The sequence below is a fragment of the Mesorhizobium sp. P2_E6 genome, from assembly GCF_056403835.1.
In genome coordinates this window covers 239,155-254,850 of record NZ_JBFUEQ010000008.1, presented here as the reverse complement: position 1 = coordinate 254,850, position 15,696 = coordinate 239,155, and the positions used below count along the sequence as shown (strand labels likewise).

The 15,696-nt window shown below is 62.7% G+C and carries 16 protein-coding genes; 7 read left to right on the top strand and 9 right to left on the bottom strand.

Annotated features, from left to right (window positions below; all coding sequences use genetic code 11):
- Positions 1–22: 22 nt before the first annotated feature.
- The 6 genes from AC1D08_RS21640 to AC1D08_RS21615 form a co-directional block, all read right to left on the bottom strand.
- Positions 23–433, bottom strand: a complete 411-nt coding sequence (locus AC1D08_RS21640; RefSeq protein WP_477424027.1) for an endonuclease domain-containing protein — start codon at positions 431–433, stop codon at positions 23–25.
- A 60-nt stretch (positions 434–493) separates the two neighbouring features.
- Positions 494–2,404 carry an AAA family ATPase gene (locus AC1D08_RS21635; RefSeq protein WP_457151374.1) on the bottom strand — a complete coding sequence of 637 codons (1,911 nt, stop codon included), beginning with the start codon at positions 2,402–2,404 and terminating at the stop codon, positions 494–496.
- Between the two features lie 24 nt (positions 2,405–2,428).
- Positions 2,429–3,574, bottom strand: coding sequence for a hypothetical protein (locus AC1D08_RS21630; protein WP_477423926.1), 1,146 nt, complete (start codon positions 3,572–3,574; stop codon positions 2,429–2,431).
- 31 nt (positions 3,575–3,605) lie between these two features.
- The gene (locus tag AC1D08_RS21625) at positions 3,606–4,694 is read right to left on the bottom strand and encodes a hypothetical protein (RefSeq protein ID WP_095091695.1); all 1,089 of its coding nucleotides are present in this window, start codon (positions 4,692–4,694) and stop codon (positions 3,606–3,608) included.
- A 307-nt stretch (positions 4,695–5,001) separates the two neighbouring features.
- Positions 5,002–5,391, bottom strand: coding sequence for a c-type cytochrome (locus AC1D08_RS21620; RefSeq protein ID WP_457151215.1), 390 nt, complete (start codon positions 5,389–5,391; stop codon positions 5,002–5,004).
- A gap of 185 nt (positions 5,392–5,576) precedes the next feature.
- Positions 5,577–6,188, bottom strand: a complete 612-nt coding sequence (locus AC1D08_RS21615) for a thymidine kinase (protein WP_457151216.1) — start codon at positions 6,186–6,188, stop codon at positions 5,577–5,579.
- 259 nt (positions 6,189–6,447) lie between these two features.
- On the opposite strand from AC1D08_RS21615, the gene AC1D08_RS21610 reads away from it, so the two are divergent.
- The 3 genes from AC1D08_RS21610 (at position 6,448) to choV (ending at position 9,554) form a co-directional block, all read left to right on the top strand.
- Entirely contained in the window at positions 6,448–7,383 is a 936-nt protein-coding gene (locus tag AC1D08_RS21610; protein WP_095090821.1) for a choline ABC transporter substrate-binding protein, read from the top strand.
- A gap of 138 nt (positions 7,384–7,521) precedes the next feature.
- Positions 7,522–8,376 carry a choline ABC transporter permease subunit gene (choW, locus tag AC1D08_RS21605; RefSeq protein WP_095090822.1) on the top strand — a complete coding sequence of 285 codons (855 nt, stop codon included), beginning with the start codon at positions 7,522–7,524 and terminating at the stop codon, positions 8,374–8,376.
- Entirely contained in the window at positions 8,373–9,554 is a 1,182-nt protein-coding gene (choV, locus tag AC1D08_RS21600) for a choline ABC transporter ATP-binding protein (RefSeq protein ID WP_095090823.1), read from the top strand. The genes choW and choV overlap by 4 nt, the downstream gene beginning before the upstream one ends.
- 60 nt (positions 9,555–9,614) lie before the next feature.
- Here the strand turns inward: choV and AC1D08_RS21595 are convergent, their stop codons facing one another.
- Positions 9,615–11,021: an ATP-binding protein gene (locus AC1D08_RS21595; RefSeq protein ID WP_457151217.1), complete on the bottom strand. Its 1,407-nt coding sequence runs from the start codon at positions 11,019–11,021 to the stop codon at positions 9,615–9,617.
- Positions 11,018–11,734 (bottom strand): response regulator, encoded by a 717-nt coding sequence (locus tag AC1D08_RS21590; protein WP_095090825.1) that lies wholly within the window; start codon positions 11,732–11,734, stop codon positions 11,018–11,020. The genes AC1D08_RS21595 and AC1D08_RS21590 overlap by 4 nt, the downstream gene beginning before the upstream one ends.
- Positions 11,735–11,968: 234 nt before the next feature.
- On the opposite strand from AC1D08_RS21590, the gene AC1D08_RS21585 reads away from it, so the two are divergent.
- The 4 genes from AC1D08_RS21585 (at position 11,969) to clpS (ending at position 13,568) form a co-directional block, all read left to right on the top strand.
- Positions 11,969–12,271: a hypothetical protein gene (locus AC1D08_RS21585; protein WP_457151218.1), complete on the top strand. Its 303-nt coding sequence runs from the start codon at positions 11,969–11,971 to the stop codon at positions 12,269–12,271.
- Positions 12,272–12,310: 39 nt separating this feature from the next.
- Positions 12,311–12,544 (top strand): hypothetical protein, encoded by a 234-nt coding sequence (locus tag AC1D08_RS21580; protein WP_095090827.1) that lies wholly within the window; start codon positions 12,311–12,313, stop codon positions 12,542–12,544.
- Between the two features lie 214 nt (positions 12,545–12,758).
- On the top strand, positions 12,759–13,124 hold the full coding sequence (locus AC1D08_RS21575) for a hypothetical protein (protein WP_457151219.1): 366 nt from the start codon (positions 12,759–12,761) through the stop codon (positions 13,122–13,124).
- 138 nt (positions 13,125–13,262) lie between these two features.
- Positions 13,263–13,568 carry an ATP-dependent Clp protease adapter ClpS gene (clpS, locus tag AC1D08_RS21570; RefSeq protein ID WP_095090829.1) on the top strand — a complete coding sequence of 102 codons (306 nt, stop codon included), beginning with the start codon at positions 13,263–13,265 and terminating at the stop codon, positions 13,566–13,568.
- Between the two features lie 2 nt (positions 13,569–13,570).
- Here clpS and AC1D08_RS21565 read toward each other — a convergent pair whose 3' ends face one another.
- On the bottom strand, positions 13,571–15,649 hold the full coding sequence (locus AC1D08_RS21565) for a hypothetical protein (RefSeq protein WP_457151220.1): 2,079 nt from the start codon (positions 15,647–15,649) through the stop codon (positions 13,571–13,573).
- Between the last annotated feature and the right edge of the window lie 47 nt (positions 15,650–15,696).

Genomic DNA, 15,696 nt, shown 5'->3' with positions numbered 1-15,696 from the left:
TGAGGGGCGGCGCGAACGCTCATCATCTATCCCCCGACGTTGAAGAGGGCAAAAATTTCGCGTCGACAGAAATCATTTTATGATCGAGCCGCCCATCCAACGCCGCAACAATCGTATCCAGCACGCTCTTACGATCCGCCAGGACATCAGCGTTCCACACTCTTAATACCGACCAGCCATTCCTATTCATGGTTTCGTCCCTGTATCGATCTTGAGATCGATTTGCGTGCTGGCTGCCATCGACTTCCACAACCAGATTGGCTTCGCGGCAGGCAAAGTCTGCGAAATATGGACCGATCGGCAGTTGACGAAGAAATTTGTGGCCATTCAATCGCCGTCCACGCAATTCGCTCCACAGTTTTTCTTCGGCCTCGTTTTCGAATTTCCGTAGCTGACGGGCTCTCGCCACCTTCGGCTCGTTACCGCCTCGCATTGTGCTGCCACTCATCCGCCCTTCGGGCACCTTCTCCCCGTGAACGGGGAGAAGGAAAGTTCACGCATTCCACAGACCCTTTTTCTTCATTTCCTCCATCTCGCGTGCGGCTCGTTCGCGCAGGCGTGCGTCGCGCAGCAGTTTTTCGACAGCGGCGTCGTCGGACTTGTCTGAATAGCGGAACTCGCTGTCGGCGTAGCGGTTGATCTCCTGCATGACCATGTCCATCGAGAACGGCCCGCGCAGTTCCTCGATCATCGCTCTCTTCTCGTCGTAGCCCTTGTGCATGAAGGCTTCCGGCTTCTCGAACCAGTCGTCGGGAAGCTCGATATCCATGGCGCGCATCTTGATGGCGTCGGTGACGTTCTTGATGGCGCGGCCGGTGAAGCGCGGCTCGGCATCCTTGATCAGGTGCAGATAAGTGCCGATGTCGGCCATCGATTTCGGCGCGCCGTTCTCCTTCATGTAGCGCTCGTAGACCTTCATCAGCCCGTCTTCCTGCGGCTTCTCATGCTCCTCGTAGGCCTCGGTCACGGCGCGCTGGATCTCCTGCGCGGCGTAGAGATCGTGGTCGCCGAGCGGGATCTTGTGGTTCTTGCCGGCAAGCAGCACGAAGATGTCGATGTAGTCGTCGCGCGTCTGCGGGCCGTCGACCAGCCAGCGGGCGCCGGCGCGCTGGCGCAGCGCATCGTCGACATTTTCGGGATAGTTGGAGAACATGCCAAACGAGCAGTTGCCGCGCACCACCGTGCCGGCACCGGCGAAGGCATCCATCAGCACGCCGGTGATCTCCTGCTGGCCGGCCGAGGCGCGGTCGTCGGAGCGGCGCGCCGCCACTTGGTCGATGTCGTCGATGGTGCCGAAGCCGATGACGCGCGGATTGAGCACATTGTTGATGAACTGGCGGCAGTTCTGGCCTGACTTGCCCTGGTAGGACGAGATTTGGTCGACGCCGAAATTCTCATAGGCGAAGGGATAGCCGGCGACCTGGCAGTAGCCGTTGACGAGGCCGGCGATCATCTGGATCAACGTCGTCTTGCCGGTGCCGGGGGCGCCGTCGCCGATAAAGGTGAACAGGAAGCCGCCGAGTTCGACGAAGGGGTTGAGCTCACGCTCGAAGTCGTAGGCCATCAGCATCTTGGCGAGCTTGACCGACTGGTATTTGGCGATGTGGTTGCCGACCACCTCTTCCGGCGTCTTGAACGTCATCACCAGCGGCTTCGAGCGCTTGCCCGGCGCGACGTCGAAACCGTCGAGGGTGAAGTTATCGGCATCGATGCGGATATGCGCGTTCTCGAACGGGCCAATGCCGTCGAACCGACCCTTGCGCGCCAACAGCCCGTCGATGGCGACGCGGGCAAAGGCGCGTGCCCTGGTCATCAGGTCGGCATCGTCGGACGAGCCCGATATCGCCTTGTCGAGGCCGGCCAGGATCGACTTCACCGCATCCTGCGGTGTGTCGAACAGGAAGTCGGGCTCGGGGATGTCGTTGGGCGCTTCGCCATCGCTGTCGATCAGCTGGAACAGATAGGAAGCGAGGCTGAAGGCGGAGATATAGGCCGAGGCGGACAGAAGCCTCTTGAAAGCCGAGGCCTCGTCGCCCTCGAGCGGCGCGCGGGTGTTTTTCGCTTGCAGGCTTTCGAGGTCCGAGCCTTCGGCAAAGACGTCCGATATGGCCAACGCGATGGCCGTACCGCGCCGGGCGCGAAACAACAATGTGTGCTGGGGGATGGTCAGCAGCTGGTCGTCGGGATGGACGGCGCCGACGGTCTTCGACAGCTCGACCTCGCGCGTGCGCCGCACCGAGCCGACCGAAACGGTCGAGACGAAGCGGCGGTTGGTGCCGGCCAGCGCCGTGCCGGACTCGCGTGAGGGGTCTTCCAGCACGACGATGCGGGTGATGAAGCTCTGCGCGGTGGCCCGGTGCTTTTCGATCGAAGCTTCCGGAATGGTGGTCAGGCCGGTATCCATGAAGAGTGCTCCGTGGTGTGACGGTCAGACGTCTGAGATGACCTGTCCGTTGGACAGGATGTGGACCTTGTAGCCGGCAAAGATCTTCTGCGCCTCGCCGGCGGCGTAGAGTGCCTGGTAGGCCTCGTGCGGGATCAGCGCATGGTTTTCGTAGCTGGACACGCCCTGGCGCGCGGCTTCCAGATCATCGGTGTTGATGAAGAATTCCTGCGTCGTCTTCTCGCTCGAAAACAGCCCCTTGCGGCCGGGTTTCTCGCTCTTGGAATAGACCTCCTGGATGGTCCAGGTCAGCAGCCAGGCATTTTCCGGCTTGCGCACCTTGGCCAGCACTTCGGTCACCGTCGAATTGTTGTCGGTGATCCCCGCCGAATAGAATGGGCCGAGCACGACGCGGCGCAACTGCTTGGGATGCAGCGGCTCGAAATCCTTGTCGAGGTTGACCGCGATGGTCGCCGGCGACAGCGTGTAGGCTGAGTTCTTCTCGGTGAAATCGTCGAAACGGTGGGCCAACTCGGGGTTGAGCAGGCCATCGACCGGCAGCGGAATGTCGACCTTGTCATTGAGCTTGCCGTTGCTGTCGACGAGCTGACGCACCATCGCGTCGGAAGAATCTTCCACCGTCACCATGTAGACCAGCGGCAGGTTGGCGCTGCCGTCGAACGTCGCCCAGTGGACGAGGTAATAGGGCCGCCCCGTCTTTGGATTGACCGAGACCTTGGCCGTCTGCGCCAGCGTGAACGGGCCGAACGTATTCTCGCTTTTCACGTCCTCGAGATAGAGCCGTTCGGCCATCGACTTCTGCAGCGCCTCGGGGAATTCCTTGTGGCGCAGGATGAAGTCGGCCATTTCCTCGCGCAACTCGCCGGCCAGCGGAATGTTGGCAAGCCGCGCGTCGGCCTGGCGACGGTCGTTTTCGAGTTCGAGCAGGTTCTGGAAGACCGGGAAGCCGCTTTCGGCGCGCGAAATGCGGAACGTGTCCATGAAGCCCAGCCGGTAGCGCCAGCAGACAAAGGACTTGTCGAGCCGGGCGATGTATTCGGCGACGATCTTGGCGACGATGCCATGCCGGTAGAGCGGCGAGCGATCGTCGCGCATGAACACTTCAAGGCCGCTCAGTGCGGCCGTGATGGCCGAGAAATACCGTGCGGCCGCTTCGTTTTCGGGGGTCATGCCTGTGCGCTCGCGGGCAGTCCAGTCACGCCTAAGACTGCACGTAGTTTGACGCGTTGTGCTTCTTCAGCACCTCGTCGAAGCGACGGGCAAAGGCATCGTCGGCCAGCTTTTTGCGGCGCTGGATGTCGGAGCTGGCGACCATGTTCTTCTCGTGCATTTCAAGCAGGTCGCCGATGTGTTTCTGCGAGGCGGCGCCGATGCCGGCCATGGTTTCCTCGGCGGTGTTGTCGACCTGGCTGCCAAGCGTGTTGATCTTGTGGGCGACGTCCTGCTGGGCGGCGGTCTTCAGCGAATCCTCCAGCGCCTTGTAGAGCACAATGCGTTGTTCGGTATCGATGGTCAGCTTGTTGATCAGCGTCGACTGAGCGGCGATCTGGTTGTTGAGCGAATCGACGAAGGTCTGGAACATTGAGGTGTAGCGTTCCAGCGTCTGGCTCTCGGCCAGCAACTCCTGCTCCTTGGCCTGCTTTTCATTGTATTCCGTCGCCAGCTTGGAGCGTTCGCCTTCGAGTTGCGTGCGGTCCTTCTGGCTGGTGGACGCGGCGATCTTGTTTTCGATGTCGAGCAGCATCGGGTTGAGTTCCTCGATGCGCTTCTGCACGGCTTCGAGGTTGGACATGGTGGTCTTGCGGCGCTCGATGACCTGCGACAGGCTGGCCTCGGAGGTCTTGTAGCGCTGGTCGAGGACTTCCTTCTGCGCCTTCAGGATGCCGACAATGGTGTCGGACTTGGCCAGCAGTTCCTGCAGGTTGCCGGCCAGCGACATGTTGCGGACGCGATCGGTGCGCATGCGCTGCTTGCTCTGGCTGGAGAACATGCCGACGAAGTTTTCCCAGCCGGTGTAGTTCTTCATGCTTTCGAATTCGGCGCCGAAGACGTTGGTGGCGTCCTCCAGCCCGATGATCAGGTCGGCGATATTGCCTTCCATCACCTTCTGCTGTTTCAGCACATCCTCGATGCGGGCGTTCTCGATGTCGAAATTGGCGTCGCCGATCTTCTTGTCGGCGGTGGCCAGCGTATCAAGCACGGTGCCGGACTGCTCGATCTTGGTGCGCATGTCCTGCACGACCTGCTTGGTCTTGGCAATTTCGGCATCGAAATTCTGCAATGTCGCCATTGGGGCCTCCCGCTTCGGCATCACGTCGCTGGTCGCGAACAGCGGCGAATATATGTGGGGCATCCGGGGATTGAAAGACGCAAGACAAGACCCGCCCCGAAAACAAAAGAATTCGCCACTGTCTTGAAAGGTAGTGAAGGCGTGGTCATGGCGTGATTAGCTTACAGTCAAGCGTAGTTCAACTGTCATTGAACTTCTGTGCCGGCAAAGCAGTCAATCTCCGCTGGCGCGGACGCTCGGAATGCCAGTTGCGGGCGTAACATATCCGGCCAAGCCTGCGTCGTCATGCAACGCAGCCGGCTGTTGCTCAGGGCTTGGGATCGGCCTTCAGATAGGCAATGACATTGGCGATGTCGTCGTCGTTGGTCAGGCCGGCAAATGCCATCTTGTTGCCGGGCACCTTGAGCCGAGGCGCCTTGAGATATTCGGCGAGGTTGGCTTCATCCCAGACTAGGCCGCCAGCACCGGCGCTCTTCATCGCCTCGGAGTAGTGACCAAGGAAGCTCTCGGCACTGCCGGCGGTGCGTCCAACGACGCCCAGCAGATGCGGGCCGACCTTGTCACGGTCGGTGGCCGCTTCATGGCAGGAGATGCACCGGTTGAAGACATGCTTGCCCAGTGCCGGGTCGCCGCCGGCATGAGCGGCAAGCGATGTGGCTAGGAGAACAATGCTGGCAGACGAAGCGGCTCGAAACATGGCTGACCCCGGAGAGCTCTGGCTGGCGGTCTTATAGGACCGAGGCCTTAACAAACGCTGCATCGCCAAGGGATTGGGAAATTGCCAGATCCGGCCGCACCGGGCAGAGGCGTTTTGTCTTTATGCATGTCGTTGTCCCAAGACCACTGCGCACTTTGGGTGACATGCATTGGGCCGCCGGCCCGTCAGGCCCGGGTGAAGCCGATGAAGTCGTCGGGCGCGGCGCGGCCCATCTCTTCCTCCCAGTGACGGCGGCAGAGCGAGACATAGACGTCCTTGCCGATCGCCACCTGCTCGCCCTGACGTGCCACCTTGCCGTCGGGGCCGAGCCGCACCACCATCGTCGCCTTGCGGCCGCAGCGGCAGATGGTGCGCACCTCGCGCAAATCGTCGGCAATCGCCAGCAGCGCCCGCGAACCGGAAAACAGCTTGCCCTGGAAATCGGTGCGCAGGCCGTAGCACATGACCGGGATGTTCAGCCGGTCGGCGATGCGGGCGAGCTGCCAGACCTGCTCCTCCTCGAGGAACTGCGCCTCGTCGACGAAGACGCAATGCACGGTCGTATGCTCATGGTGATCGGCGACGCGGGCGAACAGATCGTCGCCGTCGCGGAACATCTCGGCTTCCGTCTCCAGGCCGATGCGCGACGAGATCAGGCCGCTGTCGCCCTTTCGGTAGTGGCCGGCGACGAACAGCATCGTGCGCATGCCGCGCTCGCGATAGTTGTACGACGCCTGCAACAGCATCGTCGTCTTGCCGGCGTTCATCGTCGCATAGTGGAAGTAGAGCTTGGCCATGCCGCCCTTTTAAGCCGACTTGTCCCGGCGCGGGGAGGGGGCGCCGCCGCATTCCCCCAAAAAACGACCCCCGCTCGCAAAAAACGACAGCCGCGCAATGCAAAAGCAGGAAGCGTGTCGCTGATTGGCCAGCCTGCGCCGTTGATCGTGATTGCCTTAATGCTTGAAACCACACCAGAATGGTGTTTGGCTGACGAAACAAGGCGGGCAGAGAAACCGTAACTTCGCTTCGCCTAAGAATCGCAATGGGAGAATATCTATGTCGCGCATGAATTCCTTCGTCGCCGGCCTCGGCCTGGCGGCTCTGTTGTCTACGAGCGCTGCCTTCGCCGGCGATCCGGCAAGCTGCAAGGCGGTGCGTCTTTCCGATGTCGGCTGGACCGATATCCAGGCGACGACCGGTGTCGCTTCCGTTCTGCTGACCGCGCTCGGCTACGAGCCACAGACGATCCAGCTGTCGGTGCCGGTGACCATGGCGTCGCTGAAGAACAAGGATCTTGATGTCTTCCTCGGCAACTGGATGCCGTCGATGACCAACGACATCAAGGACTACACCGCCGACGGCTCCGTCGAGACCATCAGCACGAACCTGACCGGCGCCGGCTACGGCATCGTCGTGCCGACCTATGTCGCGGATGCCGGCGTCAAGTCGCTGACCGATATCGGCAAGTTCAAGGACAAGTTCAACGGCAAGATCTACGGCATCGAGGCCGGCAATGACGGCAACCGCATCATCCTCGACATGATCAAGAACCCGAAGGACAATCTCGAAGGGTTCGAGCTGGTCGAATCCTCGGAAGCCGGCATGCTGACGCAGGCCGAGCAGTCGATGAAGAACAATGAGTGGATCGCCTTCCTCGGCTGGACGCCGCATCCGGTGATGGGCGCCATGAAGATCACCTATCTCGACGGCATGGGCGACAGCGGCTTCGGTGCTGCCACCGTGTTTACCAATGTGCGCAAGGGCTACACCACGGAGTGCCCGAATGCAGGCAAGTTCATCGCCAATCTGAAGTTCAATCTGGACATGGAAGGCCAGATGATGGACGCGATCCTCAAGGGCGGCGATGCCAACACGGTGGCGAGCGACTGGCTGAAGAAGAATCCCGGCGCGGTTGCGCCCTGGATCGCCGGCGTCACCACCTTCGATGGCGGCGACGCCGCGGCGGCGATCAAGACCGCGCTCGGAAGCTGAGCCGACTGTGATTTCGGCATGACCGAAATAAAGGGCAGCCATTCTGGAAAAGGCTGCCCTTTTTCATATCCTGTGACAAGATGACGTTGCGACAGTAGAGGCCGAGGGCAGGGCGGTCTCCTGCATGAGAGGGGCGATATGGATCCGATTTCGAAATTCATGGTCGATCACAAGATTCCGATCGGCGCCTGGGGAAAGGCGTTCTTCGGCTTCCTCACCGACAATTTCGACACTGTCTTCAGGGCCTTTTCGAATGGCCTCAATTTCCTGCTCGACGGGTTGGTCGACATCCTGCTGCTGGTGCCGCCGGTGCTGCTGGCGCTTGTCATCGCCGCCATCGCCTGGCTGCTGCAGCGCTCAAGGCCGCTCGCAATTGGCGTCTTCCTCGGCCTGATCTTCATCATCAACCAGAACCTGTGGAAGCAGACGGTGCAGACGCTGGTGCTCGTGGTGGCTGCTGCTGCGATGGCCATGGCCATCGGGGTGCCGCTCGGCATCTGGGCCGCGCACAAGCCGAAGGTCTACCGCATCATGCTGCCGGTGCTCGACCTGATGCAGACGCTGCCGACCTTCGTCTACCTGATCCCGGTACTGACGCTGTTCGGTCTAGGCAATGCGCCCGGCCTCATCGTCACCATCATCTTCGTCATCCCGACCGCGGTCAGGCTCACCCATCTCGGCGTCGTCTCGGTACCGAAGTCGATCGTCGAGGCAGGCGAAGCGTTCGGCGCCACCAAGAGCCAGCTGTTGTGGAAGGTGGAACTGCCCTCGGCGCTGCCAACCATCATGGCCGGTCTGACGCAATCGATCATGCTGTCGCTGTCGATGGTGGTGTTCGCGGCGCTGATCGGCGCTGGCGGCCTCGGCACTGAAATCAACAGGGCGCTCGGCTCGCGCCGCATCGACCTCGGGCTTGAGGCGGGCTTGGCCATCGTTGTCCTCGCCATCGTGCTTGACCGGATGACCCGCATTGCCGTTGGAGGCAAGAAATGACCGTCGCCGTCGATTTCAGAAACGTCGATATCGTCTTCGGCGCCGACCAGGCCGGGTCTCTGGCAATGATTGACGCTGGAGCCACCCGCGCCGAGATCCTCGAAAAGACCGGCAATGTGCTGGGTTGCGCAGGCGCCAGTCTGACCGTGAACGAGGGCGAGATTTCCGTGCTGATGGGCCTGTCCGGTTCGGGCAAGTCGACATTGCTGAGGGCCGTGAACCGGCTGAACGTGGTGTCGCGCGGTCAGGTGCTTGTCAAGGACGGCGACAAGACCGTCGACGTCGTCACCTGCGATGAGGTGACGTTGAGAAGGCTGCGACAGAAGCAGGTAGCTATGGTGTTCCAGCAGTTCGGCCTGCTGCCCTGGCGCACGGTCGAGGAGAATGTCGGCCTCGGCCTCGAACTCGCCGGTGTTCCGGAAGCCGAGCGCAAGGAGCGCGTCAAAAAGCAGTTGGAGCTCGTTCATCTCGACCAGTGGTCGAAGAAATACGCGCATGAGCTTTCGGGCGGCATGCAGCAGCGCGTCGGCCTGGCCCGTGCCTTCGCCACCGAGGCGCCGATCCTGCTGATGGACGAACCGTTCTCGGCGCTCGACCCGCTGATCCGCACCAAGCTGCAGGACGAATTGCTGCAGCTGCAGGCCGAGTTGAAGAAGACCATTATCTTCGTCAGCCACGACCTCGAGGAGGCGCTGAAGATCGGCAGCCATATCACCATCATGGAGGGCGGGCGCATCGTTCAGACCGGCGCGCCGGAAGACATCGTGCTGCGGCCGGCCAACGACTATGTCCGCGACTTCATCGCCAATGTGAACCCGCTGTCGGTGCTGACCGCCTGGAACGTGATGCGCGACCGTCGCGACCTGGAGCACGGCGACAATGGCTGGGTATGGCTCGACCGGCGCAAGACGACGCGCTTCAAGATCGACGACCACGGGCTGGTGGCGGCGGCCGAACGCGATGGCAAGCCGGCGGTGTGGGTGTCATGTGCCGATGTCGAGGGCCAGTCGGAGGAAGCGGCGCAAGTGTTCTGGGCCAACCCCGGTACCTCGCTGAAAACCGTGATGCTGGCCATGCATCGCTCGCAGACCGCACCCGTGGCGCTGTTCGACGACCAGTCGCGCTTTGTCGGCGCCATCGGCATCCGCGACGTGCTGAGCGCGGTGCTGCGGCGGTAGCGCCAGGCTTCGGCTGCGGCCTTCGCTGCAGCGAAGGCTGCCTGGTGGTTCCAGATCGCCCTACGCCGCCAGCGGCAGGCGCAGTTGCGTCAGCAGGCCACCGCCCGGGTTGTTGGACAGGCTGATCTCGCCGCCGGCGGCCCGCGCGATGTTGCGGGCAATGGTCAGGCCGAGACCGAGACCGCCGGTCTGGCGGTTGCGGGATTGTTCGAGGCGCACGAACGAGCCGAACACGGCGTCGATCTGCGCCTGCGGTATGCCCGGCCCTTCGTCGCGGATGGTGAGCAGGATCATGTTCTCCGACCGGCGCAGGCTGATATGCGCCTTCTTGCCGTAGGTGATCGCGTTCTGCATCAGATTGGTGACGCAACGCCTGAGCGCGACCGGCCGTGCCATGCAGATCAGGCCACGCGAGCGGGTGTCGTCGTCGAACGAGACCTCGTCATAGCTGTCGGCGATCGACTCCACGAGCGACCAGAAGTCGATGCGTTCGCTCTTTTCCTCGGTCACCTCGAAGGTGGCAAAGTCGATCACCGAGCTGGCGATGCTCTCGACATCGGCGAGATCGTGCGCCAGCGCTTCGCGAACGGCCGATTTGCGCAAAAGTTCCAGGCGCAGGCGCATCCGTGTCATCGGCGTGCGCAGATCATGCGCCAGCGCCGCCGCCAGATGTTCGCGGTCCTCGACATATTCGCGCAACCTGGCCTGCATGGCGTTGATCGCCTTGGCGGCGGCACGCACCTCGCGGCTGCCCGACTCGGCGATCGGCGGGCTCTTCAGGTCCTTGCCGATCCTGTTCACGGCGGTTTCCATCATCCGGTAGGGCGCCGTCAGCCGGCGCAGCGACCAGATCGACATGATCACCACCAGTCCGGCGATCAGCGAGTAGAGCGGCAAGCTGTCGAAGCTCAGGATCGGACCGACGGGCGTGTTCGGCTCGGTGAAGTTCAGCCATTGGCCGTCGGCAAAGCGCAGCGACGCCGTCAACTTGTCGCTCTGGGCGAAGTCGGCGGCCAGCACCAGGAGGTCACGCTCGACCTGGCCGATATCGGGTCCCGGCGCCATGCCGGTGGCGTCGTCGGCCTCGCGCGTCGCCGGGTCGCGCCGCACCCGCGCATCGGTGATGCCGAATTTCGACAGCCGGCCGACGAGGATGTCTTCAAGTTCCGCCAGTTCGTCGTCGCCGGCAATCGACGAGGTGACTGCCGGCGTGTCCGAGACGGTGAGCGCGTAGGTGGAATTGAACAGGCCGGTCGCCGTCGCCTTGCGTTGCTCAGGCGTGGCATCATGCATGAGCTGCACCAGCGAGTAAGCGCGGTCGTTCAGCCGGTAGAGGTCGACCTCGTCGTTGGCGGCGGCGCGGTCGCGCGACACGATGTAGAGGGTCGCGACCTGGCTGATCAGCAGGCCGGCGATGACGATCAGCAGCACCCAGACAGGCAAGGTCTGCGGCAGGAAACGTCTCATTCGGAGGTCGTCTCGGGCAGGAACTGGTAGCCGCCGCTGCGCACGGTCAGGATCAGCTTGGGCGTCTTCGGGTCGTCTTCCATCTTGCGCCGCAACCGACTGACCAGGATGTCGATGCTGCGGTCGAAGGAATAGTCGCTGTCGCCGCCGGACAATTCGATGAGCTGGTCGCGCGTCAATACGCGCTGCGCGCTCTTGACGAAGGTCTGCAGCAGGTTGAATTCCGCCATGGTCAGTTCGACCCTGACATCGTCGGGGGCGATCAGCCGACGTCGCGAGCAGTCCATCGTCCAGCCGGCGAAGCGGTAGATCTGCTTGGTGGTGGCGCGCTTGGGCTCGGCGGCGCCGTTGCGCCGCAGCACGGCGCGGATGCGCGCCAGAAGCTCGCGCGGGTCGAATGGTTTGGGCACATAGTCATCGGCGCCCATCTCCAGGCCGACCACGCGGTCGGTGGTCTCGGTGACGGCGGTCAGCATGATGATCGGTGTCGAATACTGGGCGCGAAGGTCGCGGCAAAGCTCCAGCCCGCTCTTGCCAGGCAGCATCACGTCGAGGACGATGAGGTCCACCTGCGCGCGGCGCAGGATGGCCTCCATCTCGGTGCCGTCTGCGGCAACCGAGGTGTGCAGGCCCCGCTTCTGGAAGAATTCCTGCAGCAGGTCGCGGATGCCCTTGTCGTCGTCGACGATCAGTATGTGTGCGTCGGATTTCACAGCAGCCCTGTCATTGTTTGATTGCCTAGCCGTTCTGTCGCAACCCACACGATAGAATTCAGGCCATATGTTGGCCAGTGGTGATGATGCGTCCACACCGGCTTCCTTAGACACAATCCAGAAACAAAATTCTACAGTTCAGAAAAACTCCTGAAAAAATACAAAGGCATAACTGGTCTCGTGGCGGTCAGGTCATCGGCTGCGACGCTAGTCTCGGGGTTTACGGATAAACCGATGCCAAGGTTGTCGATCAGTTTGTTGGGTGCGTTGCTGGGCATTTGCCTGGTTACTGCCGCTGTCGAACAATCGGACGCAAAGGTGACGCCCACCACCCGGAGCGAACGGTGCGCCAATCTCAGCCACCAATTTGATGAAGCCCTCGAAACCCATGCCGCGGCAACGCAGGTCACCGCGGCAAAGGCACTTCAGAGAAAGGGTAACCGGTACTGCGCCGCCAAGAAACAGGCACAGGGCATCCGGATGCTCGCCAACGCTTTGAAGCTGCTTGGAGTGACGCCGAACGACCCGGTTCAGTGACGCTCGAAAACTCGACCCGCTAAAAAAGGAAGTGAAGCCATGAAGAAGTCCATCCTCTCCGCAACCGGTCTCGCCGTCGCTCTCGCCTTCGCGATGCCGGCTCTCGGTAACGCCGCTGCCACCACGACCGCTGCTCCGGCTGCTTCGACGACCACCACCGCTCCGGCTACTGCCGCCCCGGCCAAGACTGCTCCGAAGAAGGTCGTCAAGAAGACCAAGAAGCACAAGAAGGCTCCGACGAAGGCCGTCAAGAAGGACGCCCCGAAGGCTTAATCCAGATCGGGCATAACTTGCCCGTCTGCGACAAGGCCGCTCCAGTTGTTTTTCGGCTGGGGCGGCCTTCTTCCTGTCCGACCGCTGAAAGCCCTGATATCGGCGATGTAGCGGACGGTTAGCCTACCGATGTTTGGCCGAAGCCTCGCGCCGGCAGCTTCCGCCCCGACCGACTTTAACCCGTTCGCAATGCCGGCCCTGTAGGACAATCCGCATGAAGAAGCGGCTTTCGTCCACTCTGCGTTCGTTGGTGCTTGGCGGTCTGGTCGCCACTGGCGCCGCCAGGGTGCTGATCCTGCTTACCGCCAGCCCGGTGCCCGATCCGGCCAGTGGGCGCACCGAGCCTTCGCTGTTCGCACCGGAGATTTCCACCAACTGGGACTACATCACGCCGGCACAGACCTGGGTGCTGATCGTGCTCACCGGCACAACGCTGATCTGCGTCGTCGCGTGGCCGATCGCGGCATGGCTGGAACGTCGGGCGGATGCGGGCGGAAACCGCCTTCGGTCCGATATGCCATCCGTCACAGCCGCGCGGCAGATTCCCGGCCGCCGCATCTTCGGCCGCCAGGACCGTTGAACGGCAACCGAGACTTTCCCACATAGTCGCGAATGGCGGCGCCCTCCGGACCGGCTTTGCGCGTCAATCAAAATGGACGGCTGAATTCGCTGGTGTCAGAATGCGGGCCAGGTCGCTTGCGCAAAATTGTCGGTTCCGATGCCTGAAATCACCACAAAACCGCGTACCGAGGTCAAGCCGCAGACCGAGCGGCCAAAGCTCTACAAGGTCATCCTCATCAATGACGATTTCACGCCGCGCGAATTCGTGGTGACGGTGCTGAAGGGCGAGTTCAAGCTCAGCGAAGACCAAGCGCACAGGATCATGATCACCGCGCACCGGCGCGGCGTGTGCGTTGTTGCCGTCTTCACCAAGGATGTCGCCGAGACCAAGGCGACACGGGCGACCGATGCCGGCAAGGCCAAGGGCTATCCGCTGCTGTTCACGACCGAGCCGGAAGAGTAGCCCTACCGCCCCTCGCGGTACCACATCGAACCCATCGCCAGAAGCAGCAGGCCGAGGCCGAGGAAGCCGCCGAACAGCGGCACGCGCGAGACCGCCTTGAGCACGCTGTCGTCAGTCGTGCGCAGGCCGATCCAGTCGCTGCCGGTGGCCTGACCGGAAGAGCGCACCGGCACGATGGAGGGCAGCGTAATGTCACTGCCAAGGGCCGTGGATGACGCCAGTCGCCGCACGCTGCCGCCGGTGGCTTCAGCCGGCGTTCTCAGCCGGTTTTCCGTGGAAATGACATCGGCGAATTCCGGCGCGTTGACCGGCCCGACATGGGCGAGCGCGGTGAGGTCGCCATTGGCGACCTGGTAGAGGCCGATCTCGCTGGTCTCAACGCTGCCGAGGAAGACGCCAGGCTCGGATTTGTCGAGCTTGACGGTCAAGGTCTTGCCGGACGGGGTGATGATCTGCGCCGGGCCGGGAGCATCGGCCATGGTCTGGCGGCGGATTTCCAGCACCATGCCGCGACCGTCGGCGGTCAGCCGTTCCTCCTCGAGATCGGGTTCCTTCATCAGCCAGTGCGCGATGCGCCGGTAGAGCTGGACATGCGGGCCACCGCCTTCGAAGCCGCGCGCCCACAGCCAGCCCTGGTCGGACAGAAGCATGCCGACGCGGCCCTCTCCCTTGCGGTCGAGCAAGAGCAGGGGCCGGTTGTCGGCGCCCTTCATCACCACTTCGCCTTCGGGATTCTGCACGCCGATGGTGCGGAACCAGCGGCTCCAGTGCGGCGGCTCGGTGGCCGAGCCGTCGAGCCCGCGGGTCACCGGGTGGCGCTGGCCGAGGTCGGTGAGGCGTGGATAGAAGGCCTTGTCGACCACTTCGCCGGTCGGCATTGCCGGCAGGGCCGACATCAGCGGCGTGCGCGCGATCGAGCTTTCGCCGGCATATTCGGGGCCGGCCGCGATCAGCAGCGCGCCGCCCTTTTCGACATATTCGGAGATGTAGTCGTAGTAGAGGATCGGCAGCACGTCGCGGTGCTGGTAGCGGTCGAAGATGATGAGATCGAAATCCTTGATCTTCTCGACGAACAGTTCGCGGGTCGGGAAGGCAATCAGCGACAATTCGTTGATCGGCGTGCCATCCTGCTTTTCCGGCGGCCGCAAAATGGTGAAATGGACGAGATCGACCGAGGCGTCGGATTTCAAGAGATTGCGCCAGGTGCGCTCGCCGGCATGCGGCTCGCCGGAGACGAGCAGCACACGCAGGTTTTCGCGAATGCCGTCGATGAGCGCGATGGCGCGGTTGTTGGTGTCGGTCAGTTCGCCCGGCTCGCGGTCGATGGCGAGCTCGACGATGTTGCGGCCAGCGCCCGGAATGGTCACCTGCAGCGGCATGGCCTGGCCGACGGTGGCATGTTCGACCGCGACCTGCTCGCCATTGACCGAGACGCGCACTTCGACCGGGCTGGTCTCGTTTTCCGTCGAGATCACGCGGTAGGTCATGTCGAGCGGCTTGCCGACAAGGCCGAAGCGCGGTGCGTTCTCGAAGCGGATGCGGCGATCCTTCTCGTGATCGTTGCCGGTGATCAGGGCATGCAGCGGTGCGTTGAAATCGGGGCTGCCCGCGGGCGCGTCATGCACCTCGCCATCGGTGATCATGATGGCGCCGCCAATGCGCGACGGCGGCACGTCGCGGAAAGCGCCTTCGAGCGCGCCGAACAGCCGTGTCTCGGTGCGCTCCTCGGCGGCTTGCGATTTGCCGGCCTCGATGACGCGCACATCGAACTGCTTGAAGCGGCCAAGACGCTGCTGCAGCCCGGCCAGTGCCTCGTCGGTCTGCTTGGTGCGGTCGCCGATATCCTGGCTCTGGCTGCGGTCGACGACGAGGGCGACGACGCTTTTCAGCGGCTCGCGTTCCTCGTTGAGGAACACCGGGTTGAACAGGGCGGCGGCGAGCGCCATCAGGGCGACGAAGCGGAAGACGGCACCGCGCTGGCGAAACCACAGGCCGATGAGCGCCAGCAGCGCCAGCGGCACCAGCACCAGAGCCAGCAGGGGCCAGGAGATCAGCGGCTCGAGGGAGATCGACCAGTTCATGAATTAGCCTCCCCCTTGTGGGGAGGGCAATTCCGGGCTGGGAACGC